Consider the following 21,212-nt stretch of genomic DNA (forward strand, 5'->3'; position numbering starts at 1 on the left):
CTCCCGGGCGCCAGAGGTCCTTCGGACCTATCGCAGCCTTCGGCAGCGGCTACACACTTTCGCCCAACAGATGGAGATGCCCATGACCCGTAAAACCGCGTTTTTCTTCGATGAACTCAGCCTCTGGCACAGCGCCGGGCCACATGCGCTGACGCTGCCGGTCGGCGGCTGGGTGCAACCGCCCGCCGCGGCCGGGCACGCCGAATCGCCGGAAACCAAGCGCCGCCTGAAAAGCCTGCTGGACGTCTCCGGCCTGACCCGCCAGTTGCTGGTGCGCAGCGCCACGGCCGCCAGCGAAGAGGACCTGCTGCGGGTGCACAGCGCCGAGTACCTGCAACGCTTCAAGGCCCTGAGCGAGGCCGGTGGCGGCGAACTCGGTCCGCAAGCGCCGATCGGCCCGGGCAGCTACGAGATCGCCCGACTCTCCGCCGGCCTGGCCATGGCCGCGGTGGATGCGGTGCTCGGCGGCGAAGCCGACAACGCCTATTCCCTGTCCCGCCCGCCGGGACACCATTGCCTGGCCGACGGCGCCATGGGCTTCTGCTTCCTGGCCAATATCGCCATCGCCATCGAGGCGGCCAAGGCCAGGCGCGGCCTGGGCAAGGTCGCGGTGATCGACTGGGACGTGCACCACGGCAATGGCACCCAGTCGATCTTCGAGGAGCGCGGCGACGTGCTGACCATTTCCCTGCACCAGGACGGCTGCTTCCCGCCCGGCTACAGCGGCGAGCAGGACCGCGGTCGCGGTGCCGGGCTGGGGGCCAATCTCAATATCCCGCTGCTGCCCGGCAGCGGCCACGATGCCTACCTGCATGCCTTGCAACGCATCGTGATTCCAGCCCTGGAGCGCTTCCAGCCGGAGCTGATCATCGTTGCCTGCGGCTATGACGCCAACGCGGTCGACCCGCTGGCGCGGATGCTGCTGCACAGCGACTCGTTCCGCGCCATGACCCGCCAGGTGCGCGAAGCCGCCGAGCGTCTGTGCCAGGGGCGCCTGGTGCTGGTGCATGAAGGTGGTTATTCCGAGGCCTATGTGCCCTTCTGCGGGCTGGCGACGGTCGAGGAACTGGCCGGCGTCAGGACCGCGGTGACCGATCCGATGCTGGAATTCGTGCAGATGCAGCAGCCCAATCCTGGGTTCCAGGCCTTTCAGCGCCAGTTGATCGACGATCTGGCGCAAACCTTCCTCAACGACCACTGACCCTGTAGCCGCTGCCGCAGGCTGCGATAAGGCCGAAGGCCTTCAGCGATCTTGAGACCATGCGCCCGCTTCGTCGGTGTGCCGCCCAGGCCGATCGCAGCCTGCGGCAGCGGCTACAGGGAGGCTCGCACTTCGCTTGGGGTCTGGCCGTAATGGGCCTTGAACGCCCGGGCGAAGTGGGCCTGGCTGGTGAAGCCGTGGCGGTAGGCGATTTCGCCGATATCCAGGCCTGTTCCCCGCGAGCTGCTCAGCAGGTCATGGGCCTGCTGCAGGCGTTTTTCCAGGATAAAGCGGCTGGGCTGGGTGCCTTCCAGGGCGAACAGCCGGCTCAGGTGCCGCGGTGAAATGCCGGTTTGCGCGGCCACCCGCTCGCAGCTCAGCTCCGGGTCGGCCAACTGTTCGTTGATGCACTGCTTGGCCGCCAGCAGGTAGGAGGCGCTCAGCGCATTGATCCGCCGCTCGCCCACCTGCCCGGCGATCAGGCTGCCCAGCAGCTCCAGCGCCTGGTCCTGATAACCGCCGGCGTCCTGGCTCAGGGGCTGCTGGAAAAAGCCGCGGGTGCGTTCGCCCAGGGTGCGCAGCAACAGGCGCTGCACGCCGCTTTGCCCGCCAATCTTCAGCGGACGGTCGAAACGCTTGAGGCAGCGCTCGGCGAACAGCTCCTGGGGAATGTCGAAAATGAACTGGCGCATCGGCCCGGAGAACCCGAACAGATAGGGTTTGTCGGTGCGGTAGACGATCAGCTCGCCCGGTTCGAGCAACTGACAGGCACCGTCCTGATAGAAAAACGAGCCGCTGCCGGTGACGAAGGACACGAACACCGATTCCTTGGGCACCGAGCGGATCATCGAGTTGTCACGCTCGACCACGTGCTCGTTGCCCTCGATCTGCGCCAGGCGCATGCCCTCCAGTTGCAGGTTGTCCTGGCTGGCGGCAAAACCGCTTTCACAAAAAGAGCTGCATTTGAGGCCGACCAGGGTGGAGGCGTTGTAGTCCTCCCAGAAGGCCAGCCGCTGATCCAGGGCGATGTCCTGGGTGCAGGCATGCCGGGTTTCGAGCAAGGCGCATGGAGACATTTTTATTCTTCTCATGGGCAGAAAATTCGCCGGTCGGCAAGGCAGTGACCGGATCCCGAGGCCGTGGAACACACCGGTCGCGGCCGTTCATTAATATATGAAGCTTATGCCCTGTCAATGTGAAACGCAGTGGGCACAAGTCGATTGCCAGGGTAAACGGCGTCCCTGAAACCTGTAGGAAAACGCTCGTCCGATCCAGTCAACAATCCTGTCCGATTCGATAAAACCCCGCCTGCGCGCCGCGCCTAAAGTCGCCTCGACTCCCACAACGAATAGAGGCCGACCATGCCCGAAGCCGCCAGCCGTGAATTCTGGAAAGACCTGCAACCGATCGCCAATTGCTTCAAGCCGGACGCCAAGCCCGAGGTCTACCTGGCCAATGCCGCCAGCGACGACCTGAAGCTCTATGTGCCCTTCACCGAAACCGTGTCCTCGCGGCCGCTGTGGATCTCGCCGAGCGAGAACCGCTGGTGCGACATCCTCATGGCCAGCAGCGCCGGGCTGGTGAACCGGCATTACCACCCCCACGAAGTGTTCGCCTACACCCTGTCCGGCAAGTGGGGCTACCTGGAGCACGACTGGACCGCCACCGCCGGCGACTTCGTCTACGAGACCCCGGGCGAAGGCCACACCCTGGTGGCCTACGAGCACGAGCAACCGATGCGCGCGTTTTTCATCGTCAAGGGCCCGCTGATCTGGCTCGACGAACAGGGCGAGCCGGAGGGTTATTTCGACGTGCACTCCTATATCGCCATGTGCCGCGCGCACTACGAAAAGATCGGCCTCGGCGCGGCCTATATCGACACGCTGTTTCGCTGAGCTCGCGACTTTCACCTGTCCCTCCCGCGGAGAACGACCATGGCTTACAACAACAATAAAGCCGGTTACGAGAACATCCTGCTGGGCGTGCTGTTCCTGACGTTCGGTTTCGTCTTTTTCGATCGCCTGGCCCTGGCCTTCCTGTTTCCGTTCATGGCCGACGAGCTGCAACTGAGCAACAGCCACCTGGGCATGCTGTCGTCGGTCCTGGCCCTGGCCTGGGCGGTGTCCGGCGCGCTGGTCGGGGCCTGGTCGGACCGGCGTGGCAAGCGCAAGCCGCTGCTGATCGTCGCGGTAATCCTGTTTTCCCTGTGCTCGGCGCTGTCGGGGCTGGTCACCGGCTTTCTCAGCCTGCTGCTGTTCCGCGGCATCATGGGCCTGGCCGAAGGGCCGATCCTGCCGCTCTCGCAATCGCTGATGGTGGAGGCCTCCTCACCCCATCGCCGGGGCCTGAACATGGGCCTGCTGCAAGGCTCGGCGGCCGGGCTGCTGGGCGCGGTGATCGGCCCGCCGGTGCTGATCGGCCTGGCCGAGGCCTACGGCTGGCGCCATGCCTTTATCGTCTCGCTGATCCCCGGATTGCTGATCGCCCTGCTGATCTGGCGCTACGTGCGCAACGACGCGCCGGCGCCGGCAACCACCAGCGACAACGACAAAGCACCGGTCAATCGCCTGGCCCTGCTGAAAAGCCGCAACATCGTGCTCTGCACCCTGATCAGTTGCGTGTTCCTCACCTGGTTCGTGATCCTCATTTCCTTTACCCCGACCTTCCTGGTCAAGGTCCGCGGCTACAGCCCGGCGAGCATGGGCACGGTGATGAGTTGCCTGGGCGGTGCCTGGGTGCTGTGGGGCTTCGGCGTGGCGGCGATTTCCGACCGCTTCGGCCGTCGCCCGACCCTAGTGCTGTTCTCGCTGATCGCCGCCTGCTGCCCGATCGCCCTGCTCTACGCCAACAGCCCGCTGCTGATGGGCGTGCTGATGCTGCTGACCTACACGGGCCTTGGCTGCTTCACCCTGTTCATGGCGACCATCCCGGCGGAAACCGTGCCCCGGGAAGTCATGGCCACCGCCCTGGGCATGATCATGGGCATCGGCGAGCTGGTGGGCGGCTTCGTCTCGCCGACCATCGCCGGCTTCGCCGCCGACCGTTTCGGCCTGTCCATCGTCATGTGGATCTCCTGCGGCGGCGCCCTGCTGGCCGCGCTGCTGGCGCTGTTCCTCAAGGAAACCGCGCCGGCGGTCTTGGCCCGCGGGCGCCGCGCCGAACCTTCCCTGTCTTCCGCCCTGCAAGGAAACCAGCCATGAAAGCATTGCGTTGGCATGCCGCCCGCGACTTGCGCCTGAGCGATCTGCAACTGCCACAGCCCGGCCCGGGCGAGGTACTGGTCCAGGTGGCCTACTGCGGTATCTGCGGCAGCGACCTGCACGAATACGCCGACGGTCCGCACTCGATTCCCCAGCAAGAGCCCCACCCGCTGTCCGGTTGCCGCGCGCCCCTGACCCTCGGCCACGAATTCTGCGGCCAGGTGCTGGCGGTGGGCGCGGGCGTCGACCGGGTGCGGGTCGGCAGCCGGGTGGCGGTGGAACCGGAGTATCGCTGCGGCGATTGCCAGTACTGCCGCGCCGGCCAGTACAACCTCTGCCAGTCCATGGGTTTCATTGGCCTGATGGGCGACGGCGGTTTCGCCGAACAGGTGCTGGTGCCGGCCTACATGCTGCACCCGCTGCCGGACTCGGTGAGCTTCAAGCAGGCCGCGGTGCTGGAGCCGGCGGCGGTGGCCTTTCACGCGCTGAACCAGAGCAGCCTGCTGGCCGGCGACAGCTGCGTGGTGTTCGGCCTCGGCCCCATCGGCCTGCTGCTGATCCTGCTGGCCCGGCTGCGCGGCGTGGAGCGGATCTTCGCCGTGGACATCAGCCCGGAACGCCGGCGACTGGCCCGCGACTTCGGCGCCCAGGAAGTGCTCGACGGCCACGCCGCCGACCTGCCGCAACGCCTGCAAAAACTGAGCGGCGGCGGAGTCGACACCGCCTTCGAGGCCGCCGGCAGCCAGCAGACCCTGAGCCTGGCCCTGCATGCCCTGCGCAAGGGCGGCGAGGTGGTGCTGGTGGGGCTGATGGGCGAGGTCAGCGTCGATGCCTTCCACCTGGTCAATCACGAACTGCGCCTGCTCGGCAGCGTGGGTTATCGCAACGCCTACCCGCCGCTGATCGAACTGCTGGCCAGCGGCCGCCTGGACCTGACCCGCGCCGTGACCCGCTGCGTGACCCTGGACCAGGCCGTGGAGCATGGCTTCGAAGCCCTGCTGCGGGACAAGAGCCAGATCAAGGTGCTGGTCAACCCCAACCCCGAACTGGCCAAGGCGTGACCCTGTAGCCGCTGCCGCAGGCTGCGATCGAGGACGCAGTCCTCGCCAGCACCATCGGCAGCCTCCTGGTAACCCGTTGGCGAACGCTGCGCGTCCGATCGCAGCCTGCGGCAGCGGCTACAGACCTGAACAACTCATTACAAAAACAACAAGAAACGAGTACCGACCATGAAAAGCACTCCCCTGCTGTGCCCGCTGCTGGCGGCTGTCCTGTTCACCCCTTTGTGCCAGGCCGGGACTCCGGCACCCAGCCGCGAAGGCCCGCTGGCCGGGCTCGGCGAGCAACTGGCCGGCTACGGTATCCGCCCCCATGTGCAGTTCTGGAGCCTGTCGATGAACAACCTCGACACCGGTCCGCGCGAACACAGCTTCGGCAACAGCGGCGACCTGTTCGTCGGCGCCGACTTCGACCTCGATACCCTTGCCGGCCTCGAAGGCGCGGCCGTTCATTTCGAGGAAACCTTCTTCATCCTCGACACCGCCACCGGCCAGCCGACCTCGCGCAACTGGCAAGGCGCCGCCGGCAGCTATTTCGCTGGCGCGCCGATCCACAACGACATCACCAGCAACCAGCTGAGCCTGCTGACCTACCAGCAGACCTGGCTCGACGGCCAAGTCGACATGAGCCTGGGGCGCACCAACGCCCGGCGCTACTTCTATATCTACAACTGCGAAACCGTGGTCACCTGCAACGACCCGATCATCGATTCGTCCACCGGCATCCTGCCGCCGCCCTACGGCAGCTGGGGCGGCTACCTGAAGTACCAGCCGACGCCGGGCTTGTATGTGCATGCCGGCGCCTTCGAATCGAACCCGGTGGACTACCTGAAAAAACGCAAGGGCCTGGACTTCAGCACCGACGACGCCAGCGGCACCAGCCTGCTGCTGGGCATCGGCAGCAAGCACGACGGCGCCTATAGCGCCCACTACGAACTCAACGGCTACTACAACACCTCCAGGCAGTACGACCCGCTGACCGGCGCCAGCGAGCACGGCACCGGCGGCGCCTTCTTCAAGTTCCAGCAAGGTTTCTGGCGGGCCGACGGCGGCCAGGGCACCGCGCCCCAGGCCCTGCTGGCGTTCGGTTCGCTGTCCCTGGCCGCCGACGACAAGCAGCCCTTCAGCCACTTCGCCGAAATCGGTCTGACTTACCTGGCGCCCTTCGACCGGCCCCAGGACAAGCTCAACCTCAAGGCCAGCTACCTGCGCCTCAACGACCACCAGTTGCGCTTCCAGCAACAGGCGCGGATCGTCAACGGCGGCGACCCCAGCCTGGGCGAACGCAATGTCTACGCCATCGAGGCCAACGGCCACTTCGCCCTGACCCGGCACCTGGCCCTCGAGCCCAGCGTGCAGTACCTGATCAACCCGGACAATTTCTACAACCCCGAGGCCCGCGAGCTCAGCGGCAACGGTTTTGTCGTCGGCCTGCAAGTCATGTACGACGTCGGCGCGGCGCTGGGGTTGTGAACCTGCTTCTCACTGCCAACGAGGTATCTCCCATGACTGACTCTGCCCCGCGTTCGTTCGACTACATCGTGGTCGGGGCCGGCTCGGCCGGTTGCGTGCTGGCCAACCGGCTGTCCGCCGATCCGCAGCTCAGCGTCTGCCTGATCGAAGCCGGCCCCAGCGACCGCAGCCTGTTCCCCGGCGCCTATGTGCGCACCCCGGCGGGCATCATCCGGCTGATCGCCAACCCGAAGTGGAACTGGATGCACCAGTTCAGCGCCCAGGCCGCCAGCGGCGACCGTCCGATCCCCTGCCCCCGCGGCCGGCTCTGGGGCGGCTCCAGCGCGATCAACGGCATGATCTACATCCGCGGCCACCGCAGCGACTACGACCGCTGGGCCGCGGCCGGCAACCAAGGCTGGAGCTACGACGAACTGCTGCCGTACTTCCTGCGCTCGGAGCACTTCGAGCCCGGCGCCTCGCCCTGGCATGGGCAAGGCGGCGAACTCAACGTCGCCGCGCAACGCAGCCCGAGCCCGATCAATGAGGTGTTCTACCAGGCCGCCCAGGAACTGGGCTGGCGCTACAACCCGGACTTCAACGGCGAGGAGCAGGAAGGCTACGGCCCCTTCCATGTCACCCAGATCAACGGCGAACGTTGCAGCGCCGCGCGGGCCTTCCTGCACCCGGCGCTGCCGCGGCCCAACCTCAGCGTATTGAGCTCGACCCTGACCCACCGCGTGCTGCTGGACGGCAACCGCGCCTGCGGCGTCGAGGTCAGCCAGGACGGCGCGGTGTTCCAGCTCCAGGCCCGGCGCGAAGTGATCCTCAGCGCCGGGGCGATCAACTCGCCGCAGCTGCTGTTGCTCTCCGGCATCGGCCCGGCCGCCGAGCTGGAGCGCCATGGCATCGCCCAGCGCCATGAACTGCCGGGGGTTGGCCACAACCTGCAGGACCATCAGGACGTGGTACTGATGTACCGCTGCGACAGCGAGCTGACCTACGGTGTGTCGGCCAAGGGCCTGCTGCCCCTGGCCCGTTCGCCCTGGCAGTACCTGAGCCGGCGCAGCGGTCCGCTGACTTCCAATACCGTGGAGTCCGGCGCTTTCCTGCGCCTGCAGGCCGAGGACGCCGCGCCGGAACTGGGCCTGATCGTCGCCCCGGCGCTGAAGAACCAGCCCCAGCGCCTGGTGCCGCTGGGCCATGGCGTCAGCCTGCACATCGCCGTGATGCACCCGCAAAGCCGTGGCCAGGTCCGGCTCAATTCCGCCGATCCCCATGACAAGCCCATCATCGACAGCAACTTCCTCAGCCACCCGGAGGACCTGCGCAAGCTGGTGGCGGGCGTGCGCCTGGTGCGCCAGCTGGCGGCGAGCCAGGCGTTCGCCCGGCGGCTCAAGGGCGAGCTGGTGCCCGGCCCGCACGTCGAGAGCCAGGCGCAGATCGAGCAATGGATTCGCGACAGCCTGGGCACCGTGTTCCACCCGGTCGGCACCTGCAAGATGGGCCACGACGAACAGGCGGTGGTCGACGACCAACTGCGGGTCCACGGCGTACAGGGCCTGCGGGTGGCCGACGCATCGATCATGCCGAGCCTGACCACCGGCAATACCAACGCGGCGGCGATCATGATCGGCGAAAAGGCCGCCGACCTGGTGCTGGGTAAGGCGCCGCTGAGCATTCAGGTTCCCGCTCGCCTGGAGCAACAGGCATCCACGCTGGCCATTGGCTGAAAGACGGCCACTTGTAGGAGCGAAGCTTGCTCGCGATGGACTTGAGAGCGCCGCGTTTAGCCAGTCGGTACGCGTTATCGTTAACGATCATCGCGAGCAATCGAGCGTCGACCGGCTGCTCCTACAGGGGATCACCTGCGCTCGACTGATCGGTGTTGACCCAGAAGCCCGCGTCCCTATGGATTTTGCCGCAGCCTGAACATATAGTTGTATCGAACAACTATATATGGAGCCTCGCCATGTCCTCCCCGTCGCCGCTGGTGGATCAGGTCCGTAACGAATCGCGCAAACTGGTGCGCGAGCTGGGCTTCATGGGCGCTACCCTGGCCGGCTCCGACCTTGCGCCTTCGGCGGTGCATGCGCTGATCGAACTCGATCTGTACGCCCCGCTCACCGCCGCCCAGCTGGGCAAGAGCCTGAACCTGGAGAAGTCCTCGGTCAGCCGCCTGCTGGCCAAGCTCATCGAGCGCGGCGATATCCAGGAAAGCCCCAGCCCCACGGATGCCCGGGAAAAGCTGCTGGGCCTGACCGCCAGCGGGCGCGAACAGGTCGCCGCCATTCATGCCTTTGGCAGCGCCCAGGTGCAACAGGCGCTGCGCCTGCTTGCGCCACGGGAGCAAAGCCAGGTGGTCGCCGGACTGCGCAGTTATGGCCAGGCGCTGCAGGCCTGCCGCCTGGGTCATCCGCAGATCGCCGCGGCAACCCCTAGCGTGCAGCGTGGCTATCGGCCGGGCATGATCGGCCGCATCACCGAGCTGCATGCGCACTACTACTCACGCCTGGTGGGTTTCGGGCAGTTCTTTGAACAGCGCGTCGCGGCCGGTCTGGCGGAGTTCAGCGAGCGCCTGGACCACCCGGATAACGGCATCTGGCTGGCGGTGCTGGACGAGCAGATCGTCGGTTCGATCGCCATCGATCTCGGCGGCGCCCCGGACCACAAGCAGGCCGACAAGAGTGCCCATCTGCGCTGGTTTATCCTCGACGAGGCGGCCCGTGGCACCGGCACCGGTCGCCTGCTGCTCAAGACGGCGCTGGAGCATTGCGACCGGGTGGGGGCAACCTCCTGCTACCTGTGGACCTTCAGCGGCCTGGACGCCGCCCGGCATCTGTATGAAGCCTTCGGCTTCCAGCTGGTGGAGGAACAGCCGGCGGCGCAATGGGGCAAGACCGTGCTGGAACAGAAGTTCGAGCGCCGCCATCCAGGCCTGGCCTGAAACGCCTCAGCGGTTGGCCGGCGGTGCGATGTTCCACAGCCGCGGCCAGTCTTCCGAGGACAGGCCGTTGCAAGTCGGCATCTGCCGGTAATCGCTGAGCTGGAAGCTTTCGCCGTCGAACAGCCAGCGCCCGCTTTCACCGCAGTCGCCAATGCCGCGGGCCAGATAGAAGGTGCTCAGCACCCCGGTCTTGGGGTCGTAGTGGGCGCCGCCCGAACCGTCCGCGTTGTTCATGGGCACGGCTTGCCGGCGCAGCGCCTCGAGCTTCGGCGGATTGCTGCGCGACCAGCTGCTGATCAGGTAGTCGCAGTTGTAGGCCGCGCACTCGCTCAGCACCACCGTCAACGCCCGTTGCGCGGTCAGCGGATAGACCTCGACCTGGGGCTCGGCCACATAGTCTTCATCGTCGTTGGGCGTACCCGGCGTGGCGAGTTTCACGGCGGCCGCCGAGATCCGCGTGCGTTCCGCCTCCGTCAGTTCCGGAGCCCCCGGATAAGCCCGCAGCTGGGCCGGCAGCGGCCGCGCCGGCACCTCGCTGGCCGGACGCTGGCCTGGCCGCCACAGCGCCGTCACGCCATCGACCCGGCCCTGCACCGAGTCCATCAGCAGCAGCGCCGCCGACAGACCGGACAACGGCACCCGGGCCTCGTCGTCTCCCGCCAGCTTCAGTTCCTCGGCATTGCGCAGGCGTTCCAGCCACTGGCGGGCCCGGGTCGGGTCGACGATTTCATAACGGGTGACCTGGGTCTGCGCACCCTTCTTCTCCGGCAACAGCACCAGGGCGTCCAGCAGTTGCGGCTCCAGCGCCTGGCCGTCGAGGCGCAAGGCCGACAGCTCAGCGGGCTCCCCGCGCTGGTCCAGGCGTATTTCCAGCGGACCGTCGGGGCCGGCGCGACGCTGGATGTGCAGGGTCAGGCTGCTGTACTGCACGCCGTGTTCGCCGTTGGGCGCGCTCAGGGCGTGGCAGCTGCGCAGGTTGTCGCAGCCGGTGATCCATTCCTTGGTCTGGCGCAGCAAGGGCACCTTCTCCGCGGCGTTCTGCGCCATCGCCTGGGCGGCGCTGGCCGTCAGCAAAAGGACCATCAGGGTGCGCTGCAACATGGGACTTTCCTTGTCGGGTAAAGGCGCCGATTGTCCCACGCAGCGCCCCTGCCCTCCCAGTTTTTTTGCCTTCAGGACCAGGGCTTCGCCGCGCCCTGGCGCGTCCGGTATTCCCCCGGCGTCATCTTCGCGTAGCGCTGGAAAAACCGGCTGAAATACGCCGGGTCCTTGAACCCCAGCTGGTAGCAGATTTCGTTCACCGAGCTGGCGGTGAACAGCAGCAGGCGCTTGGACTCCTGCATCAGGCGCTCGTATACCAGGCGTTTCGACGGCAGGTCGGCGATGCGCCGGCAGACATCGTTGAGGCGCGCCTCGGTGACGCCGATCTGCCCGGCATAGCGCGACAGCGGCCAATGCTCCAGGTACTGGGCTTCGATCAGTTCATTGAAGCGATGGAAGATCTGCAGGTCTTCGTGCCGCGCCGGGCGCGCCTTGAGGGAATTGGCCGAGAGCCTGAGCAGGCTGATCAGGATCAAGCGGGTCAGGGCCTCGAGCGCCGGCGCATGCCCGGCGCCCTGCCCGGCGACTTCCTCCTGCAACTCATCGAACAGCAACGCCAGGCGCCGCGCCTCGCCGGCGAACCCCGGGTCCAGGCGCGCCAGGGCCACGCAGGCCGGCGCCACCTGGGGGCCGCTGGCCAGACGGCTGTCGGCTTCGATCAGTTCCCACACCAGTTGCTGGCGCACGGTCAGCACGTGGCCTTCGCTGTCGGCCTCGGTGACGAAGGAATGGGCAATGGTCGGCGGCGTGAGGAAAAACATCGGCCCCGATTCCAGGTATTGCTGGTCGTCGAGGTAGACCCGCACCGCGCCGCTTTTCACATAGTGCACCTGGAAAAACCGGTCGTGGCGGTGCACCGGCATGTTGCGGCCGAAGAACCCGGCCAGGTTGCTCAGCTTGTCGTAATGCACCTGCGAGTCGGCGTAACGCTGGTCGTAGACCTGACCGATGTTGATGTTGGGGATCGGCTGGCGATCGCTCATGGTGGCGTGTCTCTTTTTTTCGCTCGCGGCGCTTTTTATTTCGCCGCAGCGCTTTTTTATTTTTACCCGCGGCAAGCGCCCACATCCTGCGTGATTCGCGGCCTGTTCACCAGTACTCGGCAAACGGGTCAGGGTCGGCGCTTGACGATCGTTAACATATTAAATATAACGTTAACACATTAACGAAATCACCTCGTCTTCCGCGATGCTCAGGAGAAAACCACAATGAGCCGTGCACTGCATGAAGTCGCCACCGGCACCCTGTTCGGCGTCGCGCTGAACTATCAAGGCCTGTTGCGCAGCCACCTGGAATCCTTCACCCAGCCGCCCTACCAGAAGCCACCGGTCAAGCCGGTGCTGTTCATCAAGACCCCCAACACCCGCAACGTCCACGGCGGCGCCGTGATCTATCCGCAGGGTGTCGAGCGCCTGCAACCGGGCCCGGCGCTGGGCGTGGTGATCGGCAAGCGCACAAGCCGGGTCAGCGTGGAAAACGCCCTGCAGCATGTGGCCGGCTACACCATCGTCAACGAATTCAGCCTGCCGGAAGACAGCTACTACCGCCCCGCCGTCAAGGCCAAGTGCCGCGACGGTTTCTGCGCCTTCGGCCCGGAACTGGTGCCGGCGGCCCAGGTGCGCGATCCCCATGAGCTGGAACTGAAGCTGTGGGTCAACGGCGAACTGCTGCAACGCAACAGCACCGCCAACTTGGTGCGCGGCATTCCCCAACTGATCGCCGAAATCAGCGAGTTCATGACCCTGCACGAGGGCGACGTGCTGATCACCGGCACCCCCGAAGGTCGAGTCGACGTCAAGCCGGGCGACCGCATCGAAGTGGAGATCAGCGGCCTGGGCCGCCTCGCCAATCACGTTGTCGCCGAAACAGCCGCCGAATAAGGAGCCGCCATGAAACACGCCCGCATCCGTTATCAAGGCCAGGTCCACGACGTGCTGGTCAACGCGCCCAACAGCGTGAAACTGGCCGATGGCCGTGTGCTCGCCGAGGATCAGGTCGAGTGGCTGCCTCCGGCCACCGGCAGCATGTTCGCCCTGGGCCTGAACTACGCTGACCACGCCGCCGAACTGGCCTTCAAGCCGCCGACCGAGCCGCTGGTGTTCATCAAGTCTCCCGGCACCTACACCGGCCACAACCAGGTCACCTGGCGCCCGGACAACGTCGCCTACATGCACTACGAGTGCGAACTGGTGGCAGTGATCGGCAAGACCGCGCGCAACGTCAAGCGCGAGAACGCCCTGGACTACCTGGCCGGCTACACGGTTTGCAACGACTACGCGATCCGCGACTACCTGGAAAACTACTACCGGCCCAACCTGCGGGTGAAAAACCGCGACGCCACCACCCCGGTCGGACCGTGGATAGTCGACGTCGCCGACGTGCCCGAGCCGAACCAGCTAAAGCTGCGCACCTGGGTCAACGGCGAGTTGCGCCAGGAAGGCACTACCGCCGACATGATTTTCGACATCCCCTACCTGATCGAATACCTCTCCAGCTTCATGACCCTGCAACCCGGCGACATGATCGCCACCGGCACCCCCGAAGGCCTGTCCGACGTGGTGCCCGGCGATGAAGTGGTGGTGGAAGTCGAAGGCGTCGGCCGGCTGGTCAACCGCATCGTCAGCGAGGCGGAGTTCTTCAGGATCAAGGCACAACACGACACGCAACTGGCGGCCAAGGAGCACGCATAAATGATCAAACACTGGATCAACGGCCGCGAGGTCGAAAGCCAAGACACTTTCGTCAACTACAACCCGGCCACCGGTGAAGCCATCGGCGAAGTGGCCAGCGGCGGTGCCGAGGAAATCGCCCAGGCGGTCGCGGCCGCCAAGGCAGCCTTTCCGAAGTGGGCCAATACTCCGGCGAAAGAACGGGCACGCCTGATGCGCAAGCTGGGCGAGCTGATCGACCAGAACGTGCCGCACCTGGCGGAACTGGAAACCCTCGACACCGGCCTGCCGATCCACCAGACCAAAAACGTCCTGATCCCCCGTGCCTCGCACAACTTCGACTTCTTCGCCGAGGTCTGCACCCGCATGGATGGCCACAGCTATCCGGTGGACGACCAGATGCTCAACTACACCCTGTACCAGCCGGTCGGCGTCTGTGCCCTGGTGTCGCCATGGAACGTGCCGTTCATGACCGCCACCTGGAAGACCGCGCCGTGCCTGGCGCTGGGCAACACGGCGGTGCTGAAGATGTCCGAGCTGTCGCCGCTGACCGCCAACGAACTGGGACGCCTGGCGGTCGAAGCCGGCATTCCCAATGGTGTGCTGAACATCGTCCAGGGCTACGGCGCCACCGCCGGCGATGCCCTGGTACGGCATCCGGATGTGCGGGCGATTTCCTTCACCGGCGGCACCGCCACCGGCAAGAAGATCATGCAGACCGCCGGGCTGAAAAAGTACTCCATGGAACTGGGCGGCAAGTCGCCGGTGCTGGTCTTCGAAGATGCCGACCTGCAGCGCGCCCTGGACGCCGCGCTGTTCACCATCTTCTCGCTCAACGGCGAACGCTGCACCGCCGGCAGCCGGATCTTCATCCAGGAAAGCGTCTACCCGCAGTTCGTCGCCGAGTTCGCCGCCCGCGCCAAGCGGCTGATCGTCGGTGATCCGACCGATCCCAAGACCCAGGTCGGCTCGATGATCACCCAGGCCCACTACGACAAGGTCACCGGCTATATCCGCATCGGCATCGAGGAAGGCGCCACCCTGCTCGCCGGTGGCCTGGAGCGTCCGGCCAACCTGCCGGCGCACCTTGCCCGTGGCCAGTTCATCCAGCCGACGGTGTTTGCCGACGTCAATAACAAGATGCGCATCGCCCAGGAAGAGATCTTCGGCCCGGTGGTCTGCCTGATCCCGTTCAAGGACGAAGCCGAGGCCCTGCAACTGGCCAACGACACCGAGTACGGGCTGGCCTCTTACATCTGGACCCAGGACATCGGCAAGGCCCATCGCCTGGCCCGTGGCATCGAGGCCGGCATGGTGTTCATCAACAGCCAGAACGTGCGCGACCTGCGCCAGCCGTTCGGCGGGGTCAAGGGCTCCGGCACCGGCCGCGAAGGCGGCGAGTACAGCTTCGAGGTGTTTGCCGAGATCAAGAACATCTGTATCTCCATGGGCAGCCACCACATCCCGCGCTGGGGCGTGTAAGGTTGAAAAATCCGCTGTAGCCGTGGCCGCGGGCCGCGATCCGGCGCCTTGTTCACAGTCGATCGAGGTGTCCCGGTTACGACTGCTACGCAGTCGATCGCAGCCTTCGGCAGCGGCTACAAGATCGAACAATAAGATGTTTCAGGAGAAGCACCATGGGCGAAGTCGTCATGGCCGCCAAGGTCTGCCACGTTCCATCGATGTATCTGTCCGAACTGCCGGGCAAGCACCACGGCTGTCGCGAAGCGGCGATCGCCGGGCACAAGGAAATCGCCCGTCGCGCCCGTGAACGGGGGGCCGACACCGCGGTGGTGTTCGACGTGCACTGGCTGGTCAACAGCGGTTACCACATCAACTGCGGCGAGCACTTCAAGGGCACCTACACCAGCAACGAACTGCCGCACTTCATCAAGAACATGGACTACGACTACAGCGGCTGCCCGGTGCTGGGCGAGCTGATTGCCGCCGAAGCCAATGCCGCCGATGTGCGCACCCTCGCCCACAACATCCCCAGCCTGGAGCTGGAATACGGCACCCTGGTGCCGATGCGCTACATGCACATGGACGTACCGCCGGAGCAGCATTTCCAAGTGATTTCCATCGCCGCCTGGTGTGCCTGGCACAAGCTCGAAGACAGCTTCACCTTCGGCGCCGCGGTGCGCCGGGCCATCGAAAAGAGCGACCGCAAGGTCCTGGTGCTGGCCTCCGGCTCGCTATCGCACCGCTTCTCCGACGACCGCGAGGCCGAAGCCAACATCCATAACTGGACCCGCGAATTCGACAAGCAGGTGGACCTGCGAGTGGTCGAACTGTGGCAACAGGGGCGCTTCCGCGAGTTCTGCTCGATGCTCCCGGACTACGCCGAACACTGCTTCGGCGAAGGCCGGATGCACGACACCGCCATGCTCCTGGGCCTGCTCGGCGGCCCCGAATACAACCGGCCGGCGGAGATTGTCACCGCGCCTTTCGGCAGCTCCGGCACCGGCCAGATCAACGCCATTTTTGAGATATGAAGCAGCGGCAAGCAGCAAGCTACAAGCCACAAGAGAACCCTCTTGCCGCTTGCAGCTTGCGGCTTGTAGCTGCCTCCAAAGGAGGCCCCCATGCCGCATTTCATCGCCGAATACACCGACAACATCGAGCAGGCCGCCGACCTGCCGGGGCTGTTCGAGAAGGTCCACGACTACCTCGGGGCCAGCGGCGTGTTCCCGCTCGGCGGCATCCGCAGCCGCGGCGTGCGCCTGGACACCTGGCGCATGGCCGACGGCAAGCACGACTACGCCTTCGTCCATATGCGCCTGCAGGTCGGCGCCGGGCGCGACCTGGCGACCAGACGCAAGGTCGCCGAGGGTTTGTTCGAGATCATCAAGGCGCACTTCGCCGAGCTCCAGGCCCAGCGCCTGCTGGCGCTGTCGTTCGAGATGAGCGAATTGGATGCCGAGCTGAACTTCAAGCACAACAACGTGCATGAGTTTCTCAAGCGCCAAGCGTGACCTGTGACCTGTAGCCGCTGCCGCAGGCTGCGATCGGCTTGGGCGGCACTTCCGACGAAGCAGTCGTGCTCTTGAGATTGCTGGAAGCCCCTTCGGGGCTTATCGCAGCCTGCGGCAGCGGCTAAAGGTCCGAGCCCTATCGACAAGAACAATAAAAGAGACCCGCCCATGTCCAGCTCGACCCTTGCCCTGCCCAGCGCCGCGGAGACGTCCGACACCTATCGGCGGATCACCTGGCGGCTGATGCCCCTGCTGTTCACCTGCTACATCTTCGCCCACCTGGACCGCATCAATATCGGCTTCGCCAAGCTGCAGATGACCCAGGACCTGGGCTTCAGCGACAGCGTCTACGGTTTTGGCGCCGGCCTGTTCTTCATCGCCTACGCGCTGTTCGGCGTGCCCAGCAACCTGGCCCTGGACCGGGTCGGGCCGCGCCGCTGGATCGCCAGCCTGATGGTGGTCTGGGGCCTGCTGTCCAGCGCCATGCTGCTGGTGGACAGTGCCGCCGGCTTCTACCTGTTGCGCTTTCTGCTGGGGGTCGCCGAGGCCGGTTTTTTCCCCGGCATCCTGGTGCTGCTCAATCGCTGGTTCCCGGCCAGCCGCCGGGGTCAGGTGACCGCGCTGTTCGCCATCGCCGTGCCCATGGCCGGGGTGATCGGCGGGCCGCTGTCGGGCTGGATTCTCGAGAGTTTCCACGACCTGGGCGGGATGCGCGGCTGGCAATGGATGTTCCTGATCGAAGGCCTGCCGGTGGTCCTGCTTGGCCTGGTGGTGCTCAAGGCGCTGCCGGAAAGCATCGACAGCGTCGCCTGGCTGAGCGACCAACAAAAGCAGCAACTGCACGCGGCCCTGAGCCAGGAAGAACAGCACAAGCCGATCACCCGCTTCGCCGGCATCCTCCAGGACAAACACATCTGGTTGCTGGTGTGCATCTATTTCGCGGTGATGCTGGCGGTCAACACCATTGCCTTCTGGATGCCCACCCTGATCCACCACGCCGGCATCGCCCGCGACAGCCGCGTCGGCCTGCTCAGCGCCCTGCCGTACCTGGCCGGCTGCCTGTTCATGATCGGCGTCGGTCGCTCTTCCGACCGCCTGCGCGAACGGCGCTGGCACCTGAGCGTGCCGCTGCTGATGTCCAGCGTCGGCCTGATCGTCGCCGGCCTGGCCCCGGACAATGCCTGGCTGGTGATGGCCGGGCTGCTGGTGGCCGGCATGGGCGCCAGCGCCGCGCTGCCAATGTTCTGGCAACTGCCGCCGGCCTTTCTCGCCAGCAACACCCAGGCCGCGGGGATCGCCCTGATCAGCTCCTTCGGCAGCATCGCCGCCTTCCTCGCGCCCTACCTGATCGGCGTGGTCCGCGACGCCACCCAGAGCGCCAGCCTCGCCCTCTATGCCCTGGCCCTGCTGATCGCCGGCGGCGCCTGGCTGGTGCTGCGGGTGCCGGCCCTTATCGTCAATCCCCAGGAGAAGTAACCATGCTCAGCACTTCGGATATCCAGCAGACCGCCGCCCGCCTCGACGCCGCCGAACGCAACCGGGAACAGATCCCCCAGCTGTCGCTGGAGTTTCCCGAGATAACCATCGAGGACGCCTACGCCATCCAGCGCAGTTGGGTGGAACACAAGATCCGCGCCGGGCGCAAGCTGGTCGGGCACAAGATCGGCCTGACCTCGCGGGCCATGCAGGTGTCGTCGAACATCACCGAGCCGGACTTCGGTGCCCTGCTGGACGACATGCTGTTCGAGGAAGGCAGCGACATTCCCTTCCAGCGCTTTATCGTGCCGCGGGTCGAGGTGGAGCTGGCGTTCATCCTCGGCAAGCCGCTCAAGGGCCCGAATTGCACGCTGTTCGATGTGCTCGACGCCACCGAGTGGGTGATCCCGGCCCTGGAGATCATCGACGCGCGCATCCAGCAGGTCGACCCGCGGACCCAGGCCACGCGCAAGGTGTTCGACACCATCTCCGATAACGCCGCCAACGCCGGGGTGGTCATGGGCGGCCGCGCGGTGCGCCCTGGCGATATCGACCTGCGCAAGGTGCCCGCGGTGCTGTACCGCAATGGGGTGATCGAGGAATCCGGGGTATCCGCCGCGGTGCTCAACCACCCGGCCAAGGGCGTGGCCTGGCTGGCCAACAAGCTGGCGGCCTACGACGTCGGCCTGGAAGCCGGGCAGATCATCCTCGGCGGCTCCTTCACCCGCCCGGTGGCGGCGCGCCCCGGCGACACCTTCCACGTCGACTACGACCAGCTCGGCAGCATTGCCTGCCGTTTTGTCTGAGGAGCACGCTCATGCAACTGCCGATCAATCATTTCAAGCAACGCCTGCGGCAAGACGCGCCGCAGATCGGCCTGTGGCTGGGCCTGGCCAATGCCTATTGCGCGGAGCTGGCGGCCAACGCCGGTTTCGACTGGCTGCTGCTGGACGGCGAACACGCGCCCAACGACCTCAACAGCCTGCTCGGCCAGTTGCAGGCCATCGCCCCCTACCCGGTGCAGGGCATCATCCGCCCGCCGGTGGGCGACACCGCGCTGATCAAGCAACTGCTGGATATCGGCGCCCAGACCCTGCTGATCCCCATGGTCGAAAGCGTCGAGCAGGCCCGGCAGCTGGTGCGCGCCATGCGTTATCCGCCAGCGGGTATTCGTGGCGTCGGCAGTGCCCTGGCCCGGGCCTCACGCTGGAACAGCATTCCCGGCTACCTGGACCAGGCCGATGAGCAGATGTGCCTGCTGCTGCAGATCGAGAACCTCGAAGGCCTGGCCAACCTGGATGCCATCACCGCCCTGGACGGGGTCGATGGTGTGTTTATCGGCCCGGCCGACCTCTCGGCGTCTATGGGCCATCGCGGCAACCCGGGGCATCCCGAGGTGGTCGCGGCGATCGAGGACGCCATCGCGCGGATCCGCAAGGCCGGCAAGGCGGCCGGAATCCTCAGTGCCGACCGCACATTGGCGCAGCGCTATATCGAACTGGGGGCGAACTTCGTCGCGGTGGGGGTGGACACCACAGTGCTGATGAAGGGCTTGCAGGGGTTGCTGGGGCAGTACAAGGAAGTGGCGGCGCCTACCTCGGGTGGTGGGGTTTACTGAAGTTCTGTGGGCGATCCCTGACGGCGCGGGGTGTCAGGTAGAGCTGATCGCGGGCAAGCCTCGCTCCTACAGAAGCCTGTGTCGATCCGCGAAATGGGGAGGACACAATCCTGTAGGAGCGGCCGGTCGACGCTCGATTGCCCGCGATGACGTCAGCCCTGGCGCGCCGCCAGGCGCCAGACCCGGGCGATATCCGCCGCCCTGTCCCGCAGCAAGCGCGGCGCTTCGGCACAGGCCTGCTCCAGGGTCATGGGGCCGGCGGCCAGGGCAAAGGCCGCATCCACGCCGTGCTCATACATCTGCTCGTAGCCTTCGCCCAGGGTCCCGGCGATCACGATCACCGGCACATTGTGCTGCTTGGCGATGCGCGCCACGCCAAAGGGGGTCTTGCCGCGCAGGGTCTGGGCGTCGAAGCGACCTTCGCCGGTAATCACCAGGTCCGCGCCCTGCACGGCCTCGGCCAGCCCCACCAGCTCCGCCACCACTTCCACCCCCGGACGAAACCGCGCGCCGAGGAAGGCCTTGGCGGCGAACCCCAGGCCACCGGCGGCACCGCTGCCCGGCTCGTCGCGCACGTCCTTGCCCAGCACCCGCGCGGCCTGGTCGGCGAACTGGCCGAGGGCGCGGTCCAGCTGTTCGACCTGCTGCGGCGACGCGCCCTTTTGCGGACCGAAAATCGCCGAGGCGCCGTGAGGGCCACAGAGAGGATTGTTGACGTCGGCGGCGATCTCGAAACGCACCTCGGCCAGCCGTGGGTCGAGGTTGCTCAGATCGACCCGCGCCACCCGCGCCAGGGCCAGGCCTCCCAGCGGCAAGGCCTGGCCATCGCCATCCAGCAGGCGCACGCCCAGCGCCTGCAAGGCACCGCTGCCGGCGTCGTTGGTGGCGCTGCCGCCGATGGCCAGGATCACCCGCCGCGCACCGGCATCCAGGGCCGCGCGGATCAACTCGCCGGTGCCGATGGTGCTGCTGGTGCAGGCATCGCGCTGGCCCGGCGGCACCAGTTGCAAGCCGCTGGCCTCGGCCATTTCGATGATCGCGGTCTGGCTCTGCGGCAGCCAGCCCCAGCGCGCGTCCACCGGTGCCCCCAGCGGCCCCTGGACCCGGGTGGTGCGCAACTGGCCCTCGCAGGCATCGAGGATCGACTCCACGGTGCCCTCGCCGCCGTCCGCCATCGGGCACTGGATCAGCTGCGCGTCCGGCCACACCCGCGCCAGCCCGTCGGCGATGGCGCTGGCCACGCCAGAGGCACTCAGGCTGTCCTTGAAGGAGTCGGGGGCGATGATGATTTTCATGGGCTATCTCCGGTTCTTATGGCGCCCATGCTGCCAGTTGGCCGCGACCTTGACCCCGGTCGGCTGCACAAGTGTGGGGCGGCTTTATTGTTCATTGTCACAATCATAGGAGCGAAGCCGCGAAAACCGGCGCCCAACACAATCTTCTGTAGGAGCGAGGCTTGCCCGCGATCAAGGCACCGCGGTGCATCAGACTCACCGCGGCGTGGCCATCGCGGGC

19 protein-coding genes are annotated in these 21,212 nt (G+C 66.1%); 15 read left to right on the forward strand and 4 right to left on the reverse strand.

Annotated elements, in window-relative coordinates; all coding sequences use genetic code 11:
• Positions 1-82 precede the first annotated feature (82 nt).
• Positions 83-1,201 (forward strand): class II histone deacetylase, encoded by a 1,119-nt coding sequence (locus tag PVZ78_RS00010; RefSeq protein ID WP_273828051.1) that lies wholly within the window; start codon positions 83-85, stop codon positions 1,199-1,201.
• Between the two features lie 113 nt (positions 1,202-1,314).
• Here PVZ78_RS00010 and PVZ78_RS00015 read toward each other — a convergent pair whose 3' ends face one another.
• Positions 1,315-2,277: an AraC family transcriptional regulator gene (locus tag PVZ78_RS00015; protein WP_273828052.1), complete on the reverse strand. Its 963-nt coding sequence runs from the start codon at positions 2,275-2,277 to the stop codon at positions 1,315-1,317.
• A 285-nt stretch (positions 2,278-2,562) separates the two neighbouring features.
• Here PVZ78_RS00015 and PVZ78_RS00020 point away from each other — a divergent pair, with 285 nt between their 5' ends.
• The 6 genes from PVZ78_RS00020 to PVZ78_RS00045 all read left to right on the forward strand — a co-directional run bounded on the left by PVZ78_RS00020 (position 2,563) and on the right by PVZ78_RS00045 (position 9,858).
• Positions 2,563-3,096 (forward strand): 2,4'-dihydroxyacetophenone dioxygenase family protein, encoded by a 534-nt coding sequence (locus tag PVZ78_RS00020; protein WP_009049306.1) that lies wholly within the window; start codon positions 2,563-2,565, stop codon positions 3,094-3,096.
• A gap of 39 nt (positions 3,097-3,135) precedes the next feature.
• Entirely contained in the window at positions 3,136-4,401 is a 1,266-nt protein-coding gene (locus PVZ78_RS00025; RefSeq protein WP_110176457.1) for an MFS transporter, read from the forward strand.
• Positions 4,398-5,462 carry a 2,3-butanediol dehydrogenase gene (locus PVZ78_RS00030; protein WP_273828053.1) on the forward strand — a complete coding sequence of 355 codons (1,065 nt, stop codon included), beginning with the start codon at positions 4,398-4,400 and terminating at the stop codon, positions 5,460-5,462. The genes PVZ78_RS00025 and PVZ78_RS00030 overlap by 4 nt, the downstream gene beginning before the upstream one ends.
• A gap of 168 nt (positions 5,463-5,630) precedes the next feature.
• Complete coding sequence (locus PVZ78_RS00035; protein ID WP_273828054.1) at positions 5,631-6,932, forward strand: carbohydrate porin; 1,302 nt, start codon at positions 5,631-5,633, stop codon at positions 6,930-6,932.
• 32 nt (positions 6,933-6,964) lie between these two features.
• Complete coding sequence (locus PVZ78_RS00040; protein ID WP_273828055.1) at positions 6,965-8,644, forward strand: GMC family oxidoreductase; 1,680 nt, start codon at positions 6,965-6,967, stop codon at positions 8,642-8,644.
• A gap of 239 nt (positions 8,645-8,883) precedes the next feature.
• Positions 8,884-9,858, forward strand: a complete 975-nt coding sequence (locus PVZ78_RS00045) for a bifunctional helix-turn-helix transcriptional regulator/GNAT family N-acetyltransferase (protein ID WP_273828056.1) — start codon at positions 8,884-8,886, stop codon at positions 9,856-9,858.
• Between the two features lie 6 nt (positions 9,859-9,864).
• Here PVZ78_RS00045 and PVZ78_RS00050 read toward each other — a convergent pair whose 3' ends face one another.
• Together PVZ78_RS00050 and hpaA are read right to left on the reverse strand one after the other, a co-directional pair.
• Positions 9,865-10,959: a DUF1176 domain-containing protein gene (locus PVZ78_RS00050; RefSeq protein ID WP_273828057.1), complete on the reverse strand. Its 1,095-nt coding sequence runs from the start codon at positions 10,957-10,959 to the stop codon at positions 9,865-9,867.
• Positions 10,960-11,030: 71 nt separating this feature from the next.
• A complete protein-coding gene (gene hpaA, locus PVZ78_RS00055) occupies positions 11,031-11,942 on the reverse strand; it encodes a 4-hydroxyphenylacetate catabolism regulatory protein HpaA (protein WP_273828058.1) in 912 nt (303 codons plus the stop codon).
• A 225-nt stretch (positions 11,943-12,167) separates the two neighbouring features.
• Here hpaA and PVZ78_RS00060 point away from each other — a divergent pair, with 225 nt between their 5' ends.
• The 8 genes from PVZ78_RS00060 to hpaI all read left to right on the forward strand — a co-directional run bounded on the left by PVZ78_RS00060 (position 12,168) and on the right by hpaI (position 19,697).
• The gene (locus PVZ78_RS00060) at positions 12,168-12,839 is read left to right on the forward strand and encodes a fumarylacetoacetate hydrolase family protein (protein ID WP_273828059.1); all 672 of its coding nucleotides are present in this window, start codon (positions 12,168-12,170) and stop codon (positions 12,837-12,839) included.
• 9 nt (positions 12,840-12,848) lie between these two features.
• Positions 12,849-13,649, forward strand: coding sequence for a fumarylacetoacetate hydrolase family protein (locus PVZ78_RS00065; protein WP_273828060.1), 801 nt, complete (start codon positions 12,849-12,851; stop codon positions 13,647-13,649).
• Positions 13,650-15,110: a 5-carboxymethyl-2-hydroxymuconate semialdehyde dehydrogenase gene (gene hpaE, locus PVZ78_RS00070; RefSeq protein WP_081361136.1), complete on the forward strand. Its 1,461-nt coding sequence runs from the start codon at positions 13,650-13,652 to the stop codon at positions 15,108-15,110.
• A 155-nt stretch (positions 15,111-15,265) separates the two neighbouring features.
• Positions 15,266-16,123 (forward strand): 3,4-dihydroxyphenylacetate 2,3-dioxygenase, encoded by an 858-nt coding sequence (gene hpaD / locus PVZ78_RS00075; RefSeq protein WP_103331548.1) that lies wholly within the window; start codon positions 15,266-15,268, stop codon positions 16,121-16,123.
• Positions 16,124-16,213: 90 nt separating this feature from the next.
• A complete protein-coding gene (locus PVZ78_RS00080) occupies positions 16,214-16,603 on the forward strand; it encodes a 5-carboxymethyl-2-hydroxymuconate Delta-isomerase (RefSeq protein WP_009049318.1) in 390 nt (129 codons plus the stop codon).
• Between the two features lie 168 nt (positions 16,604-16,771).
• Positions 16,772-18,079: an MFS transporter gene (locus PVZ78_RS00085; protein WP_273828061.1), complete on the forward strand. Its 1,308-nt coding sequence runs from the start codon at positions 16,772-16,774 to the stop codon at positions 18,077-18,079.
• Positions 18,080-18,081: 2 nt separating this feature from the next.
• Positions 18,082-18,885 carry a 2-oxo-hept-4-ene-1,7-dioate hydratase gene (gene hpaH, locus PVZ78_RS00090; RefSeq protein ID WP_257373517.1) on the forward strand — a complete coding sequence of 268 codons (804 nt, stop codon included), beginning with the start codon at positions 18,082-18,084 and terminating at the stop codon, positions 18,883-18,885.
• An 11-nt stretch (positions 18,886-18,896) separates the two neighbouring features.
• Complete coding sequence (hpaI, locus tag PVZ78_RS00095; protein WP_009049321.1) at positions 18,897-19,697, forward strand: 4-hydroxy-2-oxoheptanedioate aldolase; 801 nt, start codon at positions 18,897-18,899, stop codon at positions 19,695-19,697.
• A 152-nt stretch (positions 19,698-19,849) separates the two neighbouring features.
• Here the strand turns inward: hpaI and PVZ78_RS00100 are convergent, their stop codons facing one another.
• Positions 19,850-20,992 (reverse strand): glycerate kinase, encoded by a 1,143-nt coding sequence (locus PVZ78_RS00100; protein WP_273828062.1) that lies wholly within the window; start codon positions 20,990-20,992, stop codon positions 19,850-19,852.
• Positions 20,993-21,212: the final 220 nt, after the last annotated feature.

Origin of the sequence: Pseudomonas sp. SBT1-2 (assembly GCF_028640875.1) — a bacterium.
GTDB lineage: Bacteria > Pseudomonadota > Gammaproteobacteria > Pseudomonadales > Pseudomonadaceae > Aquipseudomonas > Aquipseudomonas chlororaphis_I.